At 35.7% G+C, this 20,797-nt stretch carries 19 protein-coding genes; 7 read left to right on the top strand and 12 right to left on the bottom strand.

The annotated features are described in order from the left end of the window. Positions 1-58 precede the first annotated feature (58 nt). Complete coding sequence (locus tag QP953_RS26000; protein ID WP_309553382.1) at positions 59-1,000, top strand: alkaline phosphatase family protein; 942 nt, start codon at positions 59-61, stop codon at positions 998-1,000. 383 nt (positions 1,001-1,383) lie between these two features. Here QP953_RS26000 and rpmF read toward each other — a convergent pair whose 3' ends face one another. From rpmF to QP953_RS25980, 4 genes are all read right to left on the bottom strand, one after another. Then, on the bottom strand, positions 1,384-1,614 hold the full coding sequence (rpmF, locus tag QP953_RS25995) for a 50S ribosomal protein L32 (RefSeq protein WP_052598234.1): 231 nt from the start codon (positions 1,612-1,614) through the stop codon (positions 1,384-1,386). Between the two features lie 23 nt (positions 1,615-1,637). Then, the gene (locus QP953_RS25990; protein WP_052598233.1) at positions 1,638-2,186 is read right to left on the bottom strand and encodes a DUF177 domain-containing protein; all 549 of its coding nucleotides are present in this window, start codon (positions 2,184-2,186) and stop codon (positions 1,638-1,640) included. Positions 2,187-2,629: 443 nt separating this feature from the next. Next, positions 2,630-3,802 carry a TlpA disulfide reductase family protein gene (locus tag QP953_RS25985; RefSeq protein ID WP_052598232.1) on the bottom strand — a complete coding sequence of 391 codons (1,173 nt, stop codon included), beginning with the start codon at positions 3,800-3,802 and terminating at the stop codon, positions 2,630-2,632. 513 nt (positions 3,803-4,315) lie between these two features. Then, on the bottom strand, positions 4,316-5,080 hold the full coding sequence (locus QP953_RS25980) for a hypothetical protein (protein WP_052598231.1): 765 nt from the start codon (positions 5,078-5,080) through the stop codon (positions 4,316-4,318). A gap of 786 nt (positions 5,081-5,866) precedes the next feature. On the opposite strand from QP953_RS25980, the gene QP953_RS25975 reads away from it, so the two are divergent. Together QP953_RS25975 and QP953_RS25970 are read left to right on the top strand one after the other, a co-directional pair. Next, positions 5,867-6,739, top strand: coding sequence for a DNA/RNA non-specific endonuclease (locus QP953_RS25975; RefSeq protein ID WP_052598230.1), 873 nt, complete (start codon positions 5,867-5,869; stop codon positions 6,737-6,739). 30 nt (positions 6,740-6,769) lie between these two features. Next, positions 6,770-7,537 (top strand): alpha/beta fold hydrolase, encoded by a 768-nt coding sequence (locus tag QP953_RS25970; RefSeq protein WP_052598229.1) that lies wholly within the window; start codon positions 6,770-6,772, stop codon positions 7,535-7,537. Between the two features lies 1 nt (position 7,538). Here the strand turns inward: QP953_RS25970 and QP953_RS25965 are convergent, their stop codons facing one another. From QP953_RS25965 to QP953_RS25955, 3 genes are all read right to left on the bottom strand, one after another. Then, a complete protein-coding gene (locus QP953_RS25965; protein ID WP_309553381.1) occupies positions 7,539-7,931 on the bottom strand; it encodes a hypothetical protein in 393 nt (130 codons plus the stop codon). Between the two features lie 254 nt (positions 7,932-8,185). Continuing rightward, positions 8,186-9,718: a GH3 auxin-responsive promoter family protein gene (locus QP953_RS25960; RefSeq protein ID WP_309553380.1), complete on the bottom strand. Its 1,533-nt coding sequence runs from the start codon at positions 9,716-9,718 to the stop codon at positions 8,186-8,188. A gap of 165 nt (positions 9,719-9,883) precedes the next feature. Continuing rightward, positions 9,884-10,315, bottom strand: a complete 432-nt coding sequence (locus QP953_RS25955; protein ID WP_309553379.1) for an SRPBCC domain-containing protein — start codon at positions 10,313-10,315, stop codon at positions 9,884-9,886. 404 nt (positions 10,316-10,719) lie between these two features. Here QP953_RS25955 and murC point away from each other — a divergent pair, with 404 nt between their 5' ends. From murC to QP953_RS25940, 3 genes are all read left to right on the top strand, one after another. After that, positions 10,720-12,090, top strand: coding sequence for a Mur ligase family protein (gene murC, locus QP953_RS25950; RefSeq protein WP_309553378.1), 1,371 nt, complete (start codon positions 10,720-10,722; stop codon positions 12,088-12,090). Positions 12,091-12,201: 111 nt separating this feature from the next. Then, complete coding sequence (locus tag QP953_RS25945) at positions 12,202-12,975, top strand: hypothetical protein (RefSeq protein ID WP_052598224.1); 774 nt, start codon at positions 12,202-12,204, stop codon at positions 12,973-12,975. 58 nt (positions 12,976-13,033) lie between these two features. Further along, positions 13,034-13,933, top strand: coding sequence for a bestrophin family ion channel (locus QP953_RS25940; RefSeq protein WP_309553377.1), 900 nt, complete (start codon positions 13,034-13,036; stop codon positions 13,931-13,933). Positions 13,934-13,956: 23 nt separating this feature from the next. Here QP953_RS25940 and QP953_RS25935 read toward each other — a convergent pair whose 3' ends face one another. The 5 genes from QP953_RS25935 to pheT form a co-directional block, all read right to left on the bottom strand. Then, on the bottom strand, positions 13,957-14,571 hold the full coding sequence (locus QP953_RS25935; protein WP_309553376.1) for a hypothetical protein: 615 nt from the start codon (positions 14,569-14,571) through the stop codon (positions 13,957-13,959). Between the two features lie 100 nt (positions 14,572-14,671). Then, the gene (gene rny, locus QP953_RS25930; RefSeq protein WP_309553375.1) at positions 14,672-16,309 is read right to left on the bottom strand and encodes a ribonuclease Y; all 1,638 of its coding nucleotides are present in this window, start codon (positions 16,307-16,309) and stop codon (positions 14,672-14,674) included. A 123-nt stretch (positions 16,310-16,432) separates the two neighbouring features. Continuing rightward, entirely contained in the window at positions 16,433-16,729 is a 297-nt protein-coding gene (locus QP953_RS25925) for a cell division protein ZapA (RefSeq protein ID WP_052598220.1), read from the bottom strand. 10 nt (positions 16,730-16,739) lie between these two features. Then, on the bottom strand, positions 16,740-17,039 hold the full coding sequence (locus QP953_RS25920; protein WP_052598219.1) for a hypothetical protein: 300 nt from the start codon (positions 17,037-17,039) through the stop codon (positions 16,740-16,742). 96 nt (positions 17,040-17,135) lie between these two features. Continuing rightward, complete coding sequence (gene pheT, locus QP953_RS25915; RefSeq protein ID WP_052598218.1) at positions 17,136-19,619, bottom strand: phenylalanine--tRNA ligase subunit beta; 2,484 nt, start codon at positions 19,617-19,619, stop codon at positions 17,136-17,138. A 450-nt stretch (positions 19,620-20,069) separates the two neighbouring features. Here pheT and QP953_RS25910 point away from each other — a divergent pair, with 450 nt between their 5' ends. Further along, the gene (locus QP953_RS25910; protein WP_309553374.1) at positions 20,070-20,786 is read left to right on the top strand and encodes a DUF6498-containing protein; all 717 of its coding nucleotides are present in this window, start codon (positions 20,070-20,072) and stop codon (positions 20,784-20,786) included. Positions 20,787-20,797 lie beyond the last annotated feature (11 nt).

The following is a 20,797-nucleotide window of genomic DNA, read 5'->3' as shown; positions in this document are numbered from 1 at the left end:
TATCTTGTAAGGAGTTTTGAGTCGCTATTAAATTCATCACCAATAATACTAAATGGATATGCAACAACGGTTTATTCCCTTATTTAAACAAATTGAAGGAGTGTTTTTCTTCTTAATAATGATAGGATTTAGTGCCTGTGAAAAAACAACCGTAGCAGAGTGTTCCGAAGCTTGTGCCAATGATAATCTTCAGCATATCAAAAGGGTTTTGGTAATAGGAATAGATGGTTGTCGTTCGGATGCCTTGCAAGCAGCTAATACCCCAAATTTAGATCAACTAATTGCTGCTAGCCGATATAGCTGGACCCTAAATAGAGGTGTAGATTACCCTTCAAGTGGTTCAGGGTGGTCTAGTTTGTTAACAGGAGTTTGGCCTGCGAAACATGGCGTGTTGGATAATTTTTATCAAGGAAAGAAATATGGACAGTATCCTTCCTTTTTATGCCGAATCAAAGAGGCGAATACTTGCTTTAAAACGGCTTCAATTGTTCATTATGCTGCTATTAATGATGAAATTATTAGTCCATGTAATGCTGTATTAAGAGATTATGACGAAGATCAACAGGTAAGAGATGCGGTGACCAACTATCTTAATGATTGTAATATGGATGTTGTTTTTACGCATTTTGATGGTGTAGACCATGCTGGTCATAGCCGAGGATTTCATCCTAGTATTCCTCAATACATAGAGGCAATAGAGCAAGTGGATGCGCATCTAAAACCTATCTTAGAAGCTATTTACCAACGAGAGCGAGATAATAACGAAGATTGGTTGGTTGTAGTCAGCACCGACCACGGAGGAACTATAGAGGGAACTCACGATGATAATGCGACAGAGGTAACACAAGTCTTTGGTATTTTTAGAACTAAAAATACTGCAAATCCTGGCGTTTTGCCAACTTCACCAGAACTAGTTGATATTGCCCCTACTATTTACAGTCACCTGGGAATTCCCATTGATGCAGCATGGAATTTAGATGGGAGTGCTATTGCATTGTGATTGTAAGAAGTTCGTAACCATTCAGAAAAAAATATTGTTACAATTAGAAATGCAAAACTAGTGGAGGCTAGTTTTGCATTTGTTGTTCAGCGGCATACATTCCTAGAAAAATTTGGAAAAGAAAGATATTAGGGAAAGAATAGTAGTACAACTAAACTATTTTGGGTTGAAATGAAATAGGACTATCAAATATTTAATTGTTTGAATGTTTAGTTATTTAAAGCAAAGCTCATGCCAAAATAAGAAAATTGACCTCCCTTTATTCGACCCAATAACAAATAGAAAAACTCTTACCCCTTTTTGATAAGGAATAAGAGTTATCTATATTAAAGATAATCAGATAGCCACATTGGTTCCCACTAAGGTGGCGAAGCTACCTAATACTAATCTTCTACTTCTACGTCGTCGATTGTGTTTTCAACGTCCTCTACAACAGGTTCTGTTTTGTTAAGGATTGTACGACCACGGTAAGAACCGCAAGCTTCACAGATACGGTGTCTCAATGTAGGAGCACCACAGTTACTACAACTAACAACATGAGGAGCTGTAATCTTGTAGTGAGTACGACGTTTGCGTTTACGCTGCTTTGATATTCTACTCTTCGGATGTGCCATCTTCTTATTTTATTTAAACGTTATTATTTTAATTTTTTTAACTCGTCCCATATTGGGTTTATGCTGTCACCCTCATTGGCTTCTTCGTCAGAAGCTTCGGTGTCTTCATTCGATTCTAAATATTTTAGAACAGCTGGATCACAAGTATAGTTTCCATCATTATCAACTGGATGTACTGTGCGCATAGGGATACTCAACATTAATAATTCGTAAAGCATCTCTGCAATATTAATAGAACTTGTTCCTTCTTTTAGATAGATGATATTAAACTCATCTTCTTGTTCTGGAATTTCGTGAACTATTTTGACAAGTACTTGATCTGTTCCTTCAATTGGAAAATCAAATGTTTCTGCACAGACATCGCAAGCCGTAAGGACAGTACCCTGAATTTCGAAGTTAAATTCCAAACTATCCAAAAATTTAGTTAAGGATAATTTCACATCAACATCTCCTTCTTGTACCAAGGCTGCTTCAAAATGTTTTAAGAACTTGTTATTTATTTGATAATCAAATAAATGCTCACCATCAGCTAAACTAGCAAAATTTATGGTGAATGATTTAAGAGCTTTCATTGATATAGTTTTTTCTGAAAACGCCGTGCAAAGGTAGAAAAAAAAATAGAACCTAACAATTAAAATACAGTTACTTTTATAAAAATCTATAAACTAATAGCTTCGAAAGCTCTAAGAACGCCTTTTGAAGCTGCCAATTATTAGATGTAGTAGCATGTTTTTAATAAGTAGGTATATATTATAATCATAATAGAAAACTTACCTACCATATTAATCCACGAATTATGCTATGTCTTCTTAAGATCAATTTTAAAGGGGAATCTTAAAAGTAGTAGCAATAACAACTGTAAAAAAAGTTAACCAACTATTCTTTAATATACGTTATGAGCAATTTCAGATTTGTTTTGGAATGAAGTTGTTTTAAATAAAGACTCCATTTAAAACAACTTCAGGGGCAAAAACCTATAAACAAAACCGATTAGTAAGGAGGCTGTTTTAGGCAGTTATTTTTCTGCAAGCAATGTTTTGATGGCATCTTCTAAAGCCTGTCCACGAAGGTTTTGATAACGAATAACACCTTTTCTATCAATTAAGAAAGTTTTAGGAATAGAATTGACACCATAAGTCGCAGCAATAGGACTACTCCAGCTTCTTAGCTCCGAAACATGATTTTTCCAAGTTAACTTATCCGCCTTAATTGCAGCTTTCCATTTCTCTTTTTCAAGTTCCATGGCTTTAGCAACCATATCAGGATTGTTTTGATATGCAGCAAGGCGTTTATCATCCAAACCATCTAGAGAAACATTAAAAATATCAAATCCTTTTTTGTGGTACTTTTTGTACAGTTCTACCACATGAGGATTCGTCATTCTACAAGGGCGGCACCAACTTGCCCAGAAATCAAGCAAGACCACATCACCTTTTAGAGCAGATAAAGACATTTTTTTGCCATCAGGATTGGGAAGGTTGATTTCAGGAGCCTCAAGACCTACAGCAACAGGTTGAGCCTTTAGTTTCGCTTCCATAGACAATACCTTTGAGTTAAATTGCTTGGTATATAGGTCATTAGGATAAGTGTTTTGCAATGATGCCAATACCTTTTTATAAGCTTTTATATTGGCGGCCAAATCTAGTTTTTCTACAAGATAAAGATGCAACAAAGGTTTGTCTTCTTCTGTTGTTTCTATGTATTGCTTGATTTTGCCATTATCTAAATCAGCAGACCATGTTGCCATATCTTCGACATACAATCCACCAGTTACATCATATGTTTCGATATTTCTACCATTCATAGTGGCATTGAGTGTTACATTTTCCCCTCCGTTTAACAACATATAGACGGGTTTTGCCCCCAAGCGTATGCGATAAATGCCTGGATTTTGAAGACCGGTATTGATTTCAAAATTACCGCTAGCATCTATTTTGGTAGAACTAACCACATCGGTAGCATCTAGTGTTTTTTTATCAAAAAATATTTTTGTACCCTCTTCCAAACCTTGAACAGATCCTTTTATAGTGGTTGGCGTACCCACAATTTTAGGCGGTGCTTTTTTAGTTGTAGTAGATGTTGAAACCGAAGTAGCGGCTTGATCTGTTGTTTCTGTAGTATGATTTGTTGTGTCAGAGCAACTAGCTAATAAAGTCGCTGCCAAAAGCGGAATAAAGTATTTTTTCATAATGAATTTTCAATTGTATTTCAATCGTTTGCTATATAATATAATGGTGTTATTGGTTATCTGCTACCAATACGTACTGATGTTGCTTTTCTATTTTGCTCATTTGGAATATGATGAAAAGTCCACGAAGTACTATTCTAATAGTAGTTCGTTGATTAGCTCCCTGCGGTCGTGAGATCGCTATCGCTTAGTTGTTTACTTTTTTACTAAAAAGATAAAAAAGCACATTTATATTAGTTTGATAATCAAAATTTTAACACAAACACAATGAAAGCATAACTTGTTAATTATCAACTGCGCAGCACTCACGAAGTAAACTAATAAAGTTTTTCAACGAACTATTGATTCTAAATAACAACGAATAAATATAGATAATTAGCGGGTGACTACCACAAAATACAAACTTATTGTGATAGATACTTTGAAATTATTGCGTTTTAAGATTTTGATAAGTATTTAATTGCTTAAGAATGACGCCTTATTTTGAATAATTTTTAAATTCCAGAACTTTCTTTAGTGGGGGTGATGCTCACTAATGTTATAATGCACCATAGACTGACGGTCTAATATAAATTCATCGCCATTCCAAACTAGAGCAACTTTATAAGCTTCTTTGCTAGCCACTTCATTTTTATTCGGGTACTTTTCATGAATCAAAATAGCTTGTAGGTAGTTGATGTCTAAAGGATTGGGTTCGAAATAAAAATAATCCTCTGGACTGAACGTTTTGGCATCGTTTTCCAAAAAAGTTTTTGTTGTAATTAAGGGCAATTGTTGGTTAATATCTTCCCAACGTTGATGTTTGAATTGGTAAAAGTCTTGTTGCATAACATGTAAGTTTTGACGACTTTCATCAATTAGCTCTTGCGAAACAAAGAGGACATTGCGTTGTTTTAAGGAATTGAAAATGGCTAAACGGATTTGTTCCACTTGCTCAAAGACATCATCGGGATTACTAGGTTTTTCGGTTATTTGCAGATAATTACCAATCCAATTGACTGTATAATTGGCTGTTTCTTTTGATTGGAGCAATGTTTTTCGTTCAGCGATAGACATATTTTGCAAACCATCTAGTAGCAACTCATCTGAGGATAATTTAAGGAATGCCTCTTTTACTGAAAAGCGCTTTTGAGGCAAATCACGTGTTTGAATGGTATCTGTAAACGAAACGCCAGAATCATTAATAGTATCTAGAGAGGCATCGTTAGGTTGGCAACCTCCTAAAATAATACTACTAACTACTAAGAGCATTATTAATTTTAAGAACGTATCTTTCATCTTTTAGTTATTTAGAAGAATGCGCTGTTAATGATAGATTTATGTAGTTGCCTCTTTGGGAATTTATGCCCTGCAACTACGTTATTTATAAACAATACTTCGTCGAAACCACGCAGTAGCAGCGTAGCTAAATCGTATTAATCAAATTACTTTGAGAATGCTTTGCAGTTGATGCAAAGATGCTGCTTTTTTTTTATAAAAAACGAAAAAAATCACGAAGTATTATGTAAAATTAAGTGGAGATTAATTGGGCTCAATTGTTTGTTGATGAATTTTCTTAAATTACTTTGCGTGTGCTACGTGTTTGATAATCAGTAAATTGTTGTTTTATTGTGTTTTTAATAAAAAATTGATCGCCAATCCAATATAAATGTGATTTTTTGTCTTTTTGTTAACTAAGCTTGCAATCTCACGAGCATAGCAAGCTAAAAAAGTAAAGAACTAAGCGAACCGAGCTCACGACCGCAGGGAGTAACAAAACCAGCTTGTTGGTTCACGACCACAGGGAGTAACAAAGCTAACTAAAAGCGCAGCGCTCACGAAGTACCACGTAGTAGCAGCGCAGCTAACTAAAAGCGCAGCGCTCACGAAGTAATCAGCAAACTACTATTGTCTAAGATACAGTTTTAAAATGAAAGAAGAAAGAGCTTCTAGGCAAATATAAAAATGTAAGGAGCTATTTTTGTCTAATTTCATATTCTCTATTACCTTTACCGCTAGAAACACTTAACGAAAGTATTTGACCTACAATTTTAAATCAATATTTCATGTAATAAAATTATAATTATGAAGGGAATAAGTAAAATTGTATTGTTGTTGGTTGCTGGAGTGTCGGGTGTTTTTGTTTTGATAATGGGAAACAATCCCTTTGGCAATGATGCAAAAATCGAACCACCAACTTATGGACCAGAAGACGACTATAAGGAAGTAGTAGACGTTCGAGAAATTGAAGATGATTTGCCTGTCGGGACGCTTAATTACTTGCCAACACAAGAACTAGGTGATCAATTGGTTCATTATCAATATTACACGATTTCATATTCTAATCAGCACAAAAATGCTGAATGGGTCGCTTATGAATTGTTGGGCGCTCGATTGGATTTGAGCGACCGAGAGGAACGACAAAGTTTTAGATCTGATCCTAATGTAAGAGCAGAAGCAAGCCATTCAGATTATAGTAATTCTGGATATGACAGAGGGCATTTAGTTCCCGCGCATGACATGGATTTCAACGAACGAGCTATGTCAGAAAGCTTCTATATGACAAATGTATCTCCTCAAGTTCCAGAGTTTAATAGAGGTATTTGGAAAGAATTAGAAGGAAAAGTGCGAAAATGGGCAAAAAAGGAAAAACGTCTTTATGTTATTACTGGACCTTTGTTAAAAAAAACAATAGAGCGAGCTGATCGTATTAGTGCAACTGGACCAACAATTCCTAGAGGTTTTTTTAAGATAATAATGGATTATGAAGGACCAGAAAAAAAGGCAATTGCCTTTATGTTTAAGAATAAAACAATAAATCAACCCCTAGAACGATTTGTGACAACAATAGATTTAGTAGAAACGTATACCAATTTAGATTTTTTTCCTGACCTAACTAGAGAAGAAGCAATTGCGTTGGAATCTGTTTCGGATTATAGTCTTTGGAATATAAAATAAGCATCAACCGATTATTACTGATATAAATTTATGGAATATCCCATCCGCCAAAAAGGCAAGTTTAAGTATATTGAAGAAGGTCAAGGAACCGAAGTGATTGTTTTATTGCATGGTTTGTTTGGTTCAATGGGGAATTATGGCGCATTGATTACTGGATTAAAATCAACGTACAAATTAATTGTTCCTTTATTGCCCATTTTTGAACTCCCTAGACGAGAAATTTCTATGAATGCTTTGATGGAGCATGTGCATGAGTTTATTTTGGAAGAAGGGCATACATCTATTCACCTTGTTGGCAATTCATTGGGAGGGCATATTGGTTTGTTAATGACCTTAAAAGATCCTGACTTGGTAAAAACACTTACGTTGACAGGAAGTTCTGGGCTTTTTGAAAATGCACTAGGAGATTCGTTTCCTCGTCGTCAAAGCTACGAATTTGTCAAAGATGTGGCACAACGAACATTTTATGATCCGCAGGTTGCAACCAAGGCGTTGATTGACGATATTTTTGAAATTGTCAATACACCCACCAAAGGCTTAAACATTGTTTTGACAGCTAAATCTGCTATGCGTCACAACTTGGAGCATGAGTTACACAAGATTAAAACACCAACTTTGCTAATCTGGGGCAAAAACGATACCATTACCCCTGCTTTTGTTGGAGAGGATTTTAATCAAAAAATCGAAGGATCTGAACTACATATTTTGGATCAGTGTGGGCATGCTCCAATGATGGAAAAACCAGAGGCTTTTATTCACTTACTAAGTACATTTTTGGCTAGGCACCCAATTGTTTAAATTATACAAAAGAAGTTCCTAGCCATCCAATAAAGAGGTAGACGCAGACCATTGGAAGAACCAAATTGGGAGGAAGTGTTGTATTGTTGTCCAAAAAACTTTGCATTTCTACGTCCAAACTTTTTACATTGGTTTTGAATTTTTGTGCTAGTTTTAAACCAATCGTTGCCTCAAATAGCCCAATCAATCCAACTATGGTAATCCCTGCCATTGGCGTTAATAAATTTGCAGCCCAATAGCCTGTTGCTAAATAAATACCAACCGAAAGAAAAGAAATAAAACTTACAGAAAGTAAACTGAGTTCCCATTTTCTGGAAGCAATAGCACCACCAATAATTATAACGATAATAAAACTGAGACTAAGTGCTAGTATCGAAAAATAAGTAACAATCATATATGGTTTGAATTAAAATTAAAATTTATTGACCAAGGAGGGAATAAATAAGGTGTCAATCTTTTTTGTTGCTTGTTGGTAAGCTGTTGAGGTGATTGGTAATAACAATTATACGCTATTTTAGCTAATTTCTTACAACAAGGAAAGTTAAAGAGTCGTTAATTGACAACATTAGTGATGGAAGGGGTGAACAAAAGGCTGTTAAATTTGTTTAAGCGTTCCATTTTTATAATAACTTTCCTGCTACTAATGAGTTAAAAGGAAGAAAATTCAGAAGGAATAAAAGTTAATATTTCTTCCAAATATTGGCGCTGATTAGACAATCTAGGTACTTTATTTTGACCACCATATTTGCCTTTTGAGCGCAGCCAATTATGAAAAGTTCCTTTGGGGGCTACTTTTAATTCTAATTCTTGAAGGGCAATATTCTTGTAGCGTTTGGCTTCGTAATCGGAATTAAGTTGTTGTAAATTCTGATCTAAAAGCTGTTTGAACTGAAGGATGTTATTAGGTAGCTTTTCAAATTCAATAAGCCATTCGTGTCCCCCCTTATTGTCATCCGACAAAAAAATTGGAGCAACTGTATACTCTGCAATTTGAGCTTGTGTTTGTTGGCAAGTGCGAGCAAGTGCTTTTTCTGCATTCCAGACCATTACCTCTTCACCAAATACATTGATGAATTGCTTTGTTCGTCCTGTAATTTGAATATGGTGAGGGTAAATAGAGGTAAATTGAACCGTGTCGCCAATCAAATAGCGCCAAAGTCCTGCATTAGTACTGATTAATAGGGCATAGTTGATGCCTGTTTGAACTTCTGCTATGGTATAGGTTTTGGGGCATTCTTGATGTAATTCTTGAAGGGGGACAAATTCATAAAAAACGCCATTGTCTAAAAGCACTTGCATTCCATTGTCTTTTTCAGAAAATTGGGTAGCAAAAAAACCTTCAGAAGCATTGTACGTATTTCTATACTGCACGTTATTGCCAGGAAAAAGGGCTTCAAATTGAGAACGATAAGGGGCAAAATCAACGCCTCCATGTGCATACAATTCAAAGTTTGGAAAAACTTCTGTTAGATGACTTTTTCCAGATAACTCTAAGATGCGTCTTAATAAGACGAGTGTCCAAGTCGGTACACCACTTAAATTGGTGATGTTTTGATGAACCGCAACTTGAGCAATTCGTTCAATTTTTTCTTCCCAATCGGGGAGTAGGGCAGTAGGAATATTGGGGGTTAAAAAGTAAGCGGCATAAAATGGTAAATGCTTCAACATAATAGCAGAAACATCTCCTACATAGGTCGATGCTTGGGAATTAAAAAGTCCTATTTCTCCTCCCATAATGATTGCTCGACTGGCATCGAATAATTTTGATTGAGGATAGTTGTGAAACCAAATGGAGACAGCATCATGGGCTCCTTTTAGATGGCAATGTTTTAGGTTGTTGTAAGGGACAGGAATGTATTTGCTTTTGTGACTCGTTGTTCCTGACGACCTTGAAAAGTAGCTTACTTTACCAGGAACTAAGATATTGGGCGTTCCTGCCATCATTTGCTGAATATAAGGCTTGATCTCCTCGTAACTCTGTATAGGAACCCGTTCTTGAAGTTGCTGAATAGAAGCAATTGAGGCAAAATCATGTTGCCGACCAAATTCTGTTTTAGAACTCTGGCGAATTAATTGCTCAAAGACCTTTTGTTGCGTAGTTTCGGGATGTTCTATGCTTTTTTGCACATGACGCAAGTTCAGGTTGAATCCAGTTTTTATAACAGCATTAAGCCACTTCATAAGATTGTATTCTAATTCAACAATAGTTCGTTGCTTTTATAAGAGTAGTAGTTAGCTTCGCTGCTACTGCGTGGTTTCAACGAACTATTGATAAGAGAGCAGTGAACTACTCATTCAAAACAAGACAACAAAAATACAAAAAACAATACACTCTATTCTATCATTTTATTTATTTCCTCGTTCTGCAATAATTTTTAATTTTTGATTGTGATATTGATAACTAGCTTTCAGCTTGGATAACATCAGACTAGGAATGAAACGACTCATACTACCCGTAAATTCTTCTCCATGCTGCAATAGCGTTTGTTCCTTGTCGAGTGCTTGAAGTCGATAATAATGCGCTCCTTTTATAATTGATGGGCTAAGAAGAGTGCCTTTCCAGATCAATTCTTTTTCCTTTTTTAGACTCGTAATTTGTATGGGAACAATTGCTTGGAGTGGGGCTACATGAGCAAATATCAATCGCCCTTCTTTTAATGTGCCCCACGTTTTGAGAATAGATGGATTCCAGATTGGGTAACGTTCTACATCCAACAAAATGTCCCAAACTTTGGAGACAGGAGCATTGATGATAACTTCTGTATGGCAAGATTTCATAGTAGTAAGGTATGTAAAAGAGTGAATGGAATGGATATTTAGCAATAAGTTATTGTTTAAAAATAAAAAAAGCCGAACAATTCAACTTTATTATGATTATCTCTAATATTTCTAAGGCATAAATTTCATTTTTATCAAAAAAAAGATAGCTTTAGTAGTCAACACGATGACAAAACGTAGGTCGTGTCATAATTAATTTGTATGCTTAAGAACGTTGTTTGTTTTATGATTATCAATTTCTGAAAAATTTAGAAGTGAAAGGTATCTTTTTGATAGTCAGTTGCGAAGAATTAGCATAGTAGCAGCATAGTTAACTAAGAGAACCAAACACATAAAACAAGTAAACGATCTTAGGGAGTGAACGGATGCGATTTTCCCACGAAGTAATGTAATAAAATAATCAAATGAAAATACACTTTATAGCCATAGGAGGTGCATTGATGCACAATTTAGCTTTGGCTTTAAAACAAAAAGGATATCAAATAACAGGTTCCGATGACGAAATATATGACCCGTCTCGCTCAAGACTACAAAAAGCTGGATTATTGCCTTCTAAAATGGGGTGGGATATTGCGCGTATCCAACCCGACTTAGATGCTGTCATTGTAGGCATGCATGCTAGATCTAATAACCCTGAATTGTTAAAAGCACAAGAGTTAGGATTGACAATTTACTCCTATCCTGAGTATATTTACTTACAAAGTCAACAAAAAAAACGGGTAGTTGTTGGTGGAAGTCATGGAAAAACGACGACCACATCTATGATTATGCATATCCTCAAGTATCACCAAATTGATTTTGATTATGCCGTTGGTGCTCAATTGGATGGTTTTGAACTGATGGTGCGGTTATCTGATGCACCTTTGATTGTTATAGAAGGAGATGAATATTTGTCGTCTCCGATTGATACTCTACCAAAGTTTTTACATTACTATCCACACATTGCGGTTTTAACAGGAATTGCATGGGATCATATCAATGTATTTCCAACATTTAGAAAGTACAAAAAGCAATTTAAAAAGTTTGTTAAAACGATTTTGCAGCATGGTACTTTAATCTATTATAAGGAAGATAAACAGCTTCAAAAGATTGCGGGATATGCTCCTGCACAGGTAATTGCTTATGATACACCAGCACATCATATCGAAAATCATCAAACTTATTTAGATGTCGATTATAATTATCAATTGGCTAAAGAAGGTGTTGTAGGAATCCCCTTGCAAATATTTGGAAAGCACAATTTGCAAAACTTTCAAGCAGCCCGCATGGTTTGCCGAGAGTTGGGACTCAATGACGGGCAAATATTAGAAGCGATTCAGGCATTTTCAGGAGCAGCTAAGCGTTTAGAAATTTTGTCTAAAAAAGAAAAACAAGTTATCTTTAAAGATTTTGCACACGCTCCCTCTAAAGTTAAAGCAACGATTAATGCAGTTAAGCAGCAATATAAAAATCGTTCATTGGTTGCCGTGTTAGAGTTGCACACCTTTAGCTCTCTAAATGTTGATTTTTTAGATGAATATTTGGGTAGCATGGGAGCCGCAGATGTAGCCTATGTGTATTATAACCCGCATACTATTCGTATGAAAAAGTTAAAGAATATTGAACCTGCACAAGTCGAAGAGGCTTTTTTTCATCCTAATTTGATTGTTTTTACAGATGAACAAGCTCTCAAACATCAATTGGAAAAAGACATTGCTGCTCAAGAGTCGAACTTGTTACTGATGAGTTCTGGAAATTGGGGTGGAATAGATATATTAAAATTGGTCAATGACTAAACAGCAATGGTCTATGAATTCTTAAAACCACATCGTTTTTAATTTTTAAGTATGTCGCACTACTAATCAATTGGATATGATTTTATGGCGAAGTAAGGCAAAATTACATATATGGCAAAAAGAAAGGTAGCCCCCAAAAACCGACTGGAAGAAATCACCGTCCAAAAAAGAGCCCAATCTTATTTGGAACAATACTATAAAATAAAACATGGTAAAAGGCATTTGTTTTCTAATATAGAAGAACGAACAAAGAAGCAATATGGAATGAAACGTGCCGATGGCTTGCTGGCTTACAAACTCAACAAAAGACGGGCTTATGTGGTCTCTATGGAAGCCAAATCGCACAAAACGTTGCCCGCTCTGAGACCGTATAGAGTCAACAAGGTTTGGATAAAAGACAGCATCTGGAAAAGCTTTTTGTTTACCTTGGCATCTGGTGTGCTGTTCTTTGCTTGGAGACAAGATGGTTGGTTGGTCTTAATGCCATTTGGGGTTTGGTTTTTGGCAATGTTAGTTCATTTATTGCTGTTTAAAAACAGCTACAAATACCAAGAGATGGAGGTGATACACCAAGTATTTCAGTATCCTGCTAATGAACAGTGGTTATCTCTTTCGGAAGACTCCTTTGATATGATTAAAGAGCATCTTAGGATGAATTTAATCAAAATTTGCAAGGCTAGGGATATTGGTGTGTTGATGGTTGATCAAGATTTGAATGTTAATATGATTCATCCACCCAAAGCTAGAAAACGATTTTGGTTTTATGGATATTTGACTTATTACCATAATGAAGAAGCGATCCGCAAGCACTTAGGAATTAATCCTCGGTTGAAAAAGAAAACAAAGAAGAAGAAAACCAAGAAAACTAGAAAAAGAAAAAAGTAATGCCTACCCATATTTTGATGGTGGATTGCTATAGAACCATTTAAACTAGATATAGATTATGCTAATTCGTTATAAAATGCCTTTGAGGTATATTTTGCAAGCTGCAATGCCTGATTTTTTGATTGTTCTAACTATTGCAAGTGTCGTCTATTTTGTGGAGTGGAAATTAGGGCTTTTGTTAATGGAATTATCGTTTAGTATTCCAGCTTTTTTGGGGACAGCGATCTCTATTTTGTTGTCTTTTAAAATCAGTCAATCCTATGATCGTTGGTGGGAAGCACGCAAAATATGGGGGGCTATTGTAAACGATTCGAGAAGTTTGGTAATGCAGTTGCAGGCTTTTGTAGGAATGGATAATAGTCAAGTAAAAACCATTGCCTACCGACAAATGGCTTGGTGTTATGTCTTGGGTAGAAGTTTGCGTGGTTTAGAACCTTTAAAGGGGATGGAAGTATTTCTAAATGCTGACGATAGAAGACATGCCGCTAAGCAAAGCAACAAACCTTTGGCAATTTTACAATTGAATACCTTAGATTTAGAACAACTCAAATCTATGTATGGTTTGACAGAGTACAAACAAGTTCAATTGGATAATACTTTGGTCCGCTTGTGTGCGTCTATGGGCAAAGCAGAACGAATCAAAAGCACCGTTTTTCCAACCAAATATAGAATGTTCTTGCATTTGAGCATTTATTTGTTTGTTATTTGCTTGACTATGGCGACAAGTGCACTGCCTATTTATTTTGGTTTGCCGTTAATTATGAGTATTGCTACTATTTTCTTTTTGTTAGAAGGAACCGCTTACAATTTACAAGACCCTTTTGAAAATAGACCAAGTGACACGCCAATTACTGCAATTGCCAGAACAATTGAAATTAATATTCGACAATTGTTGCAAGAAGAGGAGCAAAGCATTCCAACTCCTTTGCCAATAGAAGAAGGTTTTTATTTGATGTAAGCCAATCAATTCAATACAATGCTCTAAGAAGGATCTTTTTTCTTTTCTGTTTTAATCAATTTAAAACTACCAAAAAAAACGGTAGAATCTTGAGCTTCAATTGGTCCCACAGAAGAATACATACTCAATTGATAAACTCGATTCTTAACTAAAAATATCTTGTAAGAAATATTTAAATCTCTCTTTTTGGCTTTTGCTACAAAGGACAAGCCATCGTATTTGTCTTCTAACTTTACTTTTTCTTCTATAGATGTTTTGGCACGAAGATCTTCTAAGATTCTATATTTAATCCCTTTTAGAAGCTGCTCCTTATTACCTAACTGAATCATTCGTTCGGGATAATCAGAGAAGCTTGCAACCCAAGCATGGGTGTCATTTTTTCCATAAATGTATTGGGTCAATTCAATTTGTCCTATTTCAGAAGTAGTGACATGTTTGTTTTCTTTGGGAGTATCAGGAAAAACGATGCTAAAGCCACCTTTTTCAGAGTAAAAAGGCAATTTTGCTTTAGGGACAGGTTTTTTCTTCTTTTTGCTAATTTTCGTTCGAGTAGACTCTTTTATGTCAGGTACTGTCGTATCCGAATTGCAACTAAAAAGCAGACCTGTCCAGACCAGCAAAAATATAATTTGTCTCATTGTATTTGAGTTTAGTAACTAAAAAAGCAATTCCATCGAGTGACAGAATTGCTTTTATATACGTCTTATTCAGGAATTTGTTTTCCCAAAAAATATAGATTTATCTAGCGAATGCCACAGAACGTTTTTCACGAATAACCGTTACTTTAATTTGTCCTGGGTATTGCATTTCATTTTGAATCTGTTGTGAGATTAAGAACGACAATTCTTCCGCTTTGTTGTCAGATACTTTATCGGCTTCTACGATGACACGAAGTTCACGCCCCGCTTGCATCGCATATACCTTCTGAACACCATCGTGTGCCATTGCTACTTGCTCCAATTCTTTGATTCGTTCGATATAACTTTCTAGAATTTCACGTCTAGCCCCTGGTCTAGCCCCCGAAATAGCATCACAAACTTGTACAATAGGAGAGATGATAAACTTCATTTCAACCTCATCGTGATGCGCTCCAACGGCATTAGATACAGCAGCTTTTTCACCATGACGCTCACACATTTTTATACCCAATAGAGCATGAGAAAGTTCCGTTTCTTCTTCTCCTACCTTTCCAATATCGTGTAACAGACCAGCACGTTTTGCCAATTTAATTTCTCTAGAACTCAAGCCCAATTCTGCCGACATAATGGCACATAATTTAGCCGTTTCTATAGAGTGTTTTAATAGGTTTTGTCCATAAGACGAACGGAAACGCATACGACCAACCATACGAATCAAAGGCGCTTGTAAGCCGTGGATATTTAGGTCAATTACAGTACGTTGACCAATTTCCATGATTTGCTCTTCGATTTGCTTTTTCGTTTTGGCAACAATCTCCTCAATACGAGCAGGGTGGATACGCCCATCGGCTACCAAACGTTGCAAAGACAGACGACAAACTTCTCGGCGAATAGGGTCAAAGCTAGAAATGATAACTGCTTCAGGCGTATCATCCACGATGATTTCAACACCAGTAGCAGCTTCCAAAGCACGAATGTTACGACCTTCACGACCAATAATTTGACCTTTCAAATCATCTGAATCCAAGCGGAATACAGAAACCGTATTTTCGATGGTATGCTCAGCAGCCATTCTTTGGATAGATTGAATAACAATCTTTTTGGCTTCTTTGTTGGCACTCATTTTAGCTTCCTCAAAGCGATCTTTGACATAAGCCATTGCTTCTGCATCTGCTTTGTCTTTGATGTTTTTAAGCAACTCATCTTTAGCTTGTTGAGCTGTTAATTTGGCAATTTTTTCAAGCTGAGACAAATACTCACTTTCTTTATTATTTAAGGTTTCGAGTTTTACTTCTACTAATTCAAGTTGTTGATTTAAGTTCTCACGAATTTTTTGAACCGCAGTTTCTTTTTTTAGAATTTCTCTTTCTCTAGTTAAAGAGATTTTGTCGCGTTCTAGAGCTTTGTCTTCACTAGATTTTAGTTTTAGTTCGCGTTTTTTACAGTTATTTTCAAATTCTTTTCTCTTATTAATAAAGTGTTTTTTTGCTTCTGCTATTTTGTTGCTTTTAATTTGTTCACTTTCTTTTTTGGCTTTTTCAACCATTTGACCAGCTTTTCGTTCAGCCTCTTGTACTTTTGTATCAGCATTTTCTCTAGCTGATTTTAATATTTCGTCCGCTTTTCTGTCTAATTCCAATTGACGTTCTTTATTGATTTTTTCAAGTAGAAATCTACCAATCAAAACACCAACTAGAATACCAATGACAGCTCCAATCGCGAGTGATGTTGCATCCATGATTTGTTCAAGTTTGTATATAAATAAAAGGGAAGTTCTCCCCAAATTAGTTTCCAAATGACTAATTAGAGTAGAATACAGAGAAAAGGAAAAGGAAAAGAATGCTTTTTTTAGTGCAAGTGTTTAGTTTTCAAAAACTTGTTCTAAGATGTCTTCGATAGATTCAATGCGTTCTTTGATTGGAGCCAAGTCTTTTTTTTGGCGCTCCTCGTGCAAATCTTTAGCATAGGTTAATAAAAGCATCGATAAGATATCTTGTTTGTTTAGCTTATTGGCATAGCGACGTTGCAAATCCAAGAACTCCTTATTAAGTTGTTGGTTGATAAGCGTTACACCTTCAACTTCATCTTGTGTTACCATAACAGGGTATGTACGTCCTGCTAACACAACTGGTATAGTCAATAAGTTATCTTCGTCCATTGGCTACAATTTAGAGCTGCTGAAGCCACTCAATACTTGTATCTATATCTTGAATATATTGATCGATTTTTTTCTTTATTCCTTCCGTGTCCTCTTTGTAAGTTAGTTCTAGTTTTTGTGTTTTGTTTGCGAGTTCTTTAACTTCGTCTGCTTGTCCAGCAAGCTGTTGCCTCAATGCTTCATTCTCTTTTTCTAGCCTACGGCGCACGATTAACAAATCTTCACAAATTTCTTTGAATTGAAGATTTTGTTCTACTAGTTTTATTACTTTTCTCTCTATCTCCTCTAACTTTACCTCTAAGGTACTCATTTTTGGTAATTCTAAAAAAATTATGAATTATTAAAGTAAAATTGATGGTTGGGGAAATTAAATGAATAGATACCCAAACCATCAATTTTGAATGCTTTACTTACGAATGAGGGCGTTTAATTTTTTCTCATAAGTAGCAATTAGTTTTGACATAACTTTGTCAATATCTTTATCTTTTAATGTTTTATTGTCGTCTTGAAAGATAAAACTAACCGAGCAAGATTTTTTGCCTGCTCCAATTTGCGCTTCATTTTCATAAACATCAAATAAATTCGTTGCTTGCAATTGTTTGCCACCAGTTTTAACCGCAATGCCCAAAATTTCGTTGTAGCCAACTGTTTGATCCAAGACCAAAGCCAAGTCACGACGAACAGCAGGGTATTTTGACATTGCTTGATACTTCATTTTGTGTTTTTTCAAAATTTGAAGTATGGTGTCAAAATCAAAATCAGCATAAAACACCTCTTGTTTGATGCCCATGCCTAAGGCAATGTTCCCATCTAAACGCCCAAAAGATACAATTTCTTGTTTCCCTCTATGATATTTCAAACCATAGGTGAATACTTCGTTGTCCTCTTTAAGAGGCGTACATTGAATCGAACTAGGCAATATACCTAAACGAGTCATAAGATGTTCAACATAAGCTTTTAACGTATAAAAGCTAACTTTGTTTTCCTTTTGATGCCAATTTTCTGGATTGCGTTGACCAGTTAGGAACAAACTGATGTGTTGTTGTTCAAAATAATCTCTATTTCCTTGTCCATCAATTACTTTTTTGAAGTAAGTTTTGCCAAATTCATACAACTTTAAATCTTGATTTTGGCGGTTTTGGTTGTGAACAATGGCTTCTAGACCACTAAAAAGCATACTTGGACGCATCAAGTCTAGGTGTTGGTTGGATGTATTGTTAACATACACCAAACTATCTTCATCCTGAGGCAAATGCTTTTTGTAATAATCAGAACGCGTCATAGAGGTTGCCATCATCTCATTAAAACCAGAACTTGTTAACAAATCAGCAATTAAGTTCTTTACTTTGAAAGGGTTAGGAGTTGGAGCAAACGACAACACAGAGTGTACGGTTGTAGGCGTTTCTACTTTGTTGTAGCCATAAATTCTCAAGATTTCCTCAATAACGTCCGCATCTCTAGTAACATCAACTTTGTTGGTGGGAACATCTACTGTAAACGCTTCTGCATTTTCTTCTAGGATGTTCATGTCTAAATAACCCAAGATTTTCTTAATATCTTCTTTGGGGATATCTGCACCAATTAAGTCAGTTACTTTCTCAAAACGAACCGTTACTTGTGCTCTTTGAACAGGCTTTGGATAAATATCAATGACTTCTGAAGCAATTGTACCACCAGCATACTCTTTGATTAGCAATGCCGCTCGTTTCAAAGCGTATAGAGTTCCATTTGGATCTACTCCCTTTTCAAAACGAGTAGCAGCATCTGTACGCAACAAATGGCGCATGCTTGAACGGCGAATAGAAATTGCATCAAAAAAAGCAGATTCTAAGAAAATATTAGTAGTTGTTTGGGTAACGCCAGATTGGATACCTCCAAATACACCTGCAATGCACATGCCATTGCCATTCCCATCGCAAATCATCAAATCCTCGTGACTTAGTTTGCGTTCTACCTCATCTAGTGTTGTGAATTTTGTTTGATCTGCTAGGTTTTTAACAACTACTTTTTTGCCTTCAATTTGGTCATAGTCAAACGCATGTAGGGGCTGACCAAGCTCATGAAGCACATAGTTGGTAATATCGACAACATTGTTTTTAGGTTCAATGCCGATGGCTTTTAGGTGGTTTTGCATCCATAGAGGAGCGTCTTGAATGGTTACCCCTTCAATGCAAACCCCAGTATACCTTGGACACGCATCTTGATTTTCAACATTGACATCAATGTTTAAATTGTGATTGTCAATAGAGAAATTGGAGACATCAGGTTGTTCAAATGTTCCTTGGTTGGTATAATTTGTTTTGAGAGCGGCAGCCAAATCAAAAGCAACTCCTAAATGCCCTGTTGCATCTGAACGGTTGGGGGTTAAGCCAATTTCATAAACCACATCGCTGACAACACGATCGGAAAAATAAGTAGCAGCAGGCATACCAGCACTTGCTTTTTCATCGTCTAGTATCATAATGCCATCGTGTGAAGTGCCTAAGCCAATCTCATCTTCTGCGCAAATCATTCCAATAGATTCCTCACCACGTATTTTTCCCTTTTTGATTTTAAAAGATTTGCCATCTTCAGCATACAAGGTCGTTCCAACAGTCGCCACAACAACTTTTTTGCCAACTGCCTGTGGGGCATTAGGTGCTCCACAAACAATTTGTAACGGTGCTTCTGCACCAATATTAACCGTTGTGATAGACAATTTATCTGCATCAGGGTGTTTCTGGCAAGTCAATACTTCGCCAATGACCAATCCTGCTAGGCTACCTTTGATGTTCTCAAAAATGTCCATTCCCTCTACTTCTAAACCTATATTCGTTAGAATGTCACTGACTTCCTCTTTGGATTCGTTTACGTTAACGTATTGTTTTAACCAATTTAGTGAAACTTTCATGGTTTGTATTTATGTTATGAATAGTAGTTGTTAAAATCAATAGTTCGCTCGACTATTAGCAAGCTATTATAAAATAAAACACAAAGATATAAATTTTCCTAGATTTTAGTATTAAAATATTTAAGAGACTCTTGTAGTTCTCAATAGGATGAGTAGAAGCTATTTAGTAATGTTCAGAACAAATTAATAGCATAGAATAAAAAGCTTGTGTTTCGTGCTTTGAGTATGGTCTTTATATTAGAAGGTAAGTAATTGTTCAAAAAAAATAACAAGTACCACGCAGTAGCAGCGTAGCTAAAACAGCCTTCTTTTTGCGCTACTCTTCATCAGAAAAACTTGTCTTAGCTCGCTAAGTCTTCCTTTTTCTTCTTGGATTAGCAAAAAAATAATCCCATTTTTTGTTCTTATTTTTTCTGACCACTTACTTACTGTTAAAAAAAAGTATAAAAAATGAATATGGTAGAAAATAATTCTGTTAATGTTTGGGTTCGTCAATTTGCCTCCAAAATCACTGTAATAGGAAGTTTGGCACTACTTATTGTGCTTCTTAATACCATTCGTTCCATTCCTTATGTAGAATACGTGGTTTTATTTTCTATTCTATTATTTGTGCTCACAATTGGAATAGGTGGGTATTCTCCTAGTGCATTTAAATTGTTAAGAGAGCCTGCGCATGCAGAGAAACCTTCTTTATTGATTTTGTTACTTCCTAGCTTATCACCTTTGATTTATTGGTTGTCTTCTGATTGGGAGATTAAAGAAATTTTGATGCTGTTTTTCTATACTATTGTTGTTGCTTTATTACTTTGTTGGTTGGTGATGAGGACTTCTAAGAAGCATCACCCTAAGGAGGTTAGCGAGATGATGATGGGAGGAATGGTATTTGTCTTTTTACTGGGCGTTGCGTATGGCATTTTAGTTTTCATCAACTGCATTGATGATTTCTCAAGCGATGAGCATCAAGTTTTGGTTGTTGATAAAGTGATTAATTCAGACAGTGATCAAGAGATGTATTATTTGATTTTAAAATCTATGAAAAAGGATTTTAATCAAACTCAAATAGCTGTGGATGAGGATTTTTTTGATCAAACAGAAAAAGGAGCATTATTAGATATCAAAAGTAGAGAAGGTAATTTAGGAATTGAATGGTTTAGTATTGTGAGGTAACAACCAGTCAA

Source organism: Aureispira sp. CCB-E (genome assembly GCF_031326345.1).
Lineage (GTDB): Bacteria > Bacteroidota > Bacteroidia > Chitinophagales > Saprospiraceae > Aureispira.
Note: the sequence above shows the minus strand (reverse complement) of the source record. Positions and strands in the feature narration are given on the sequence as shown.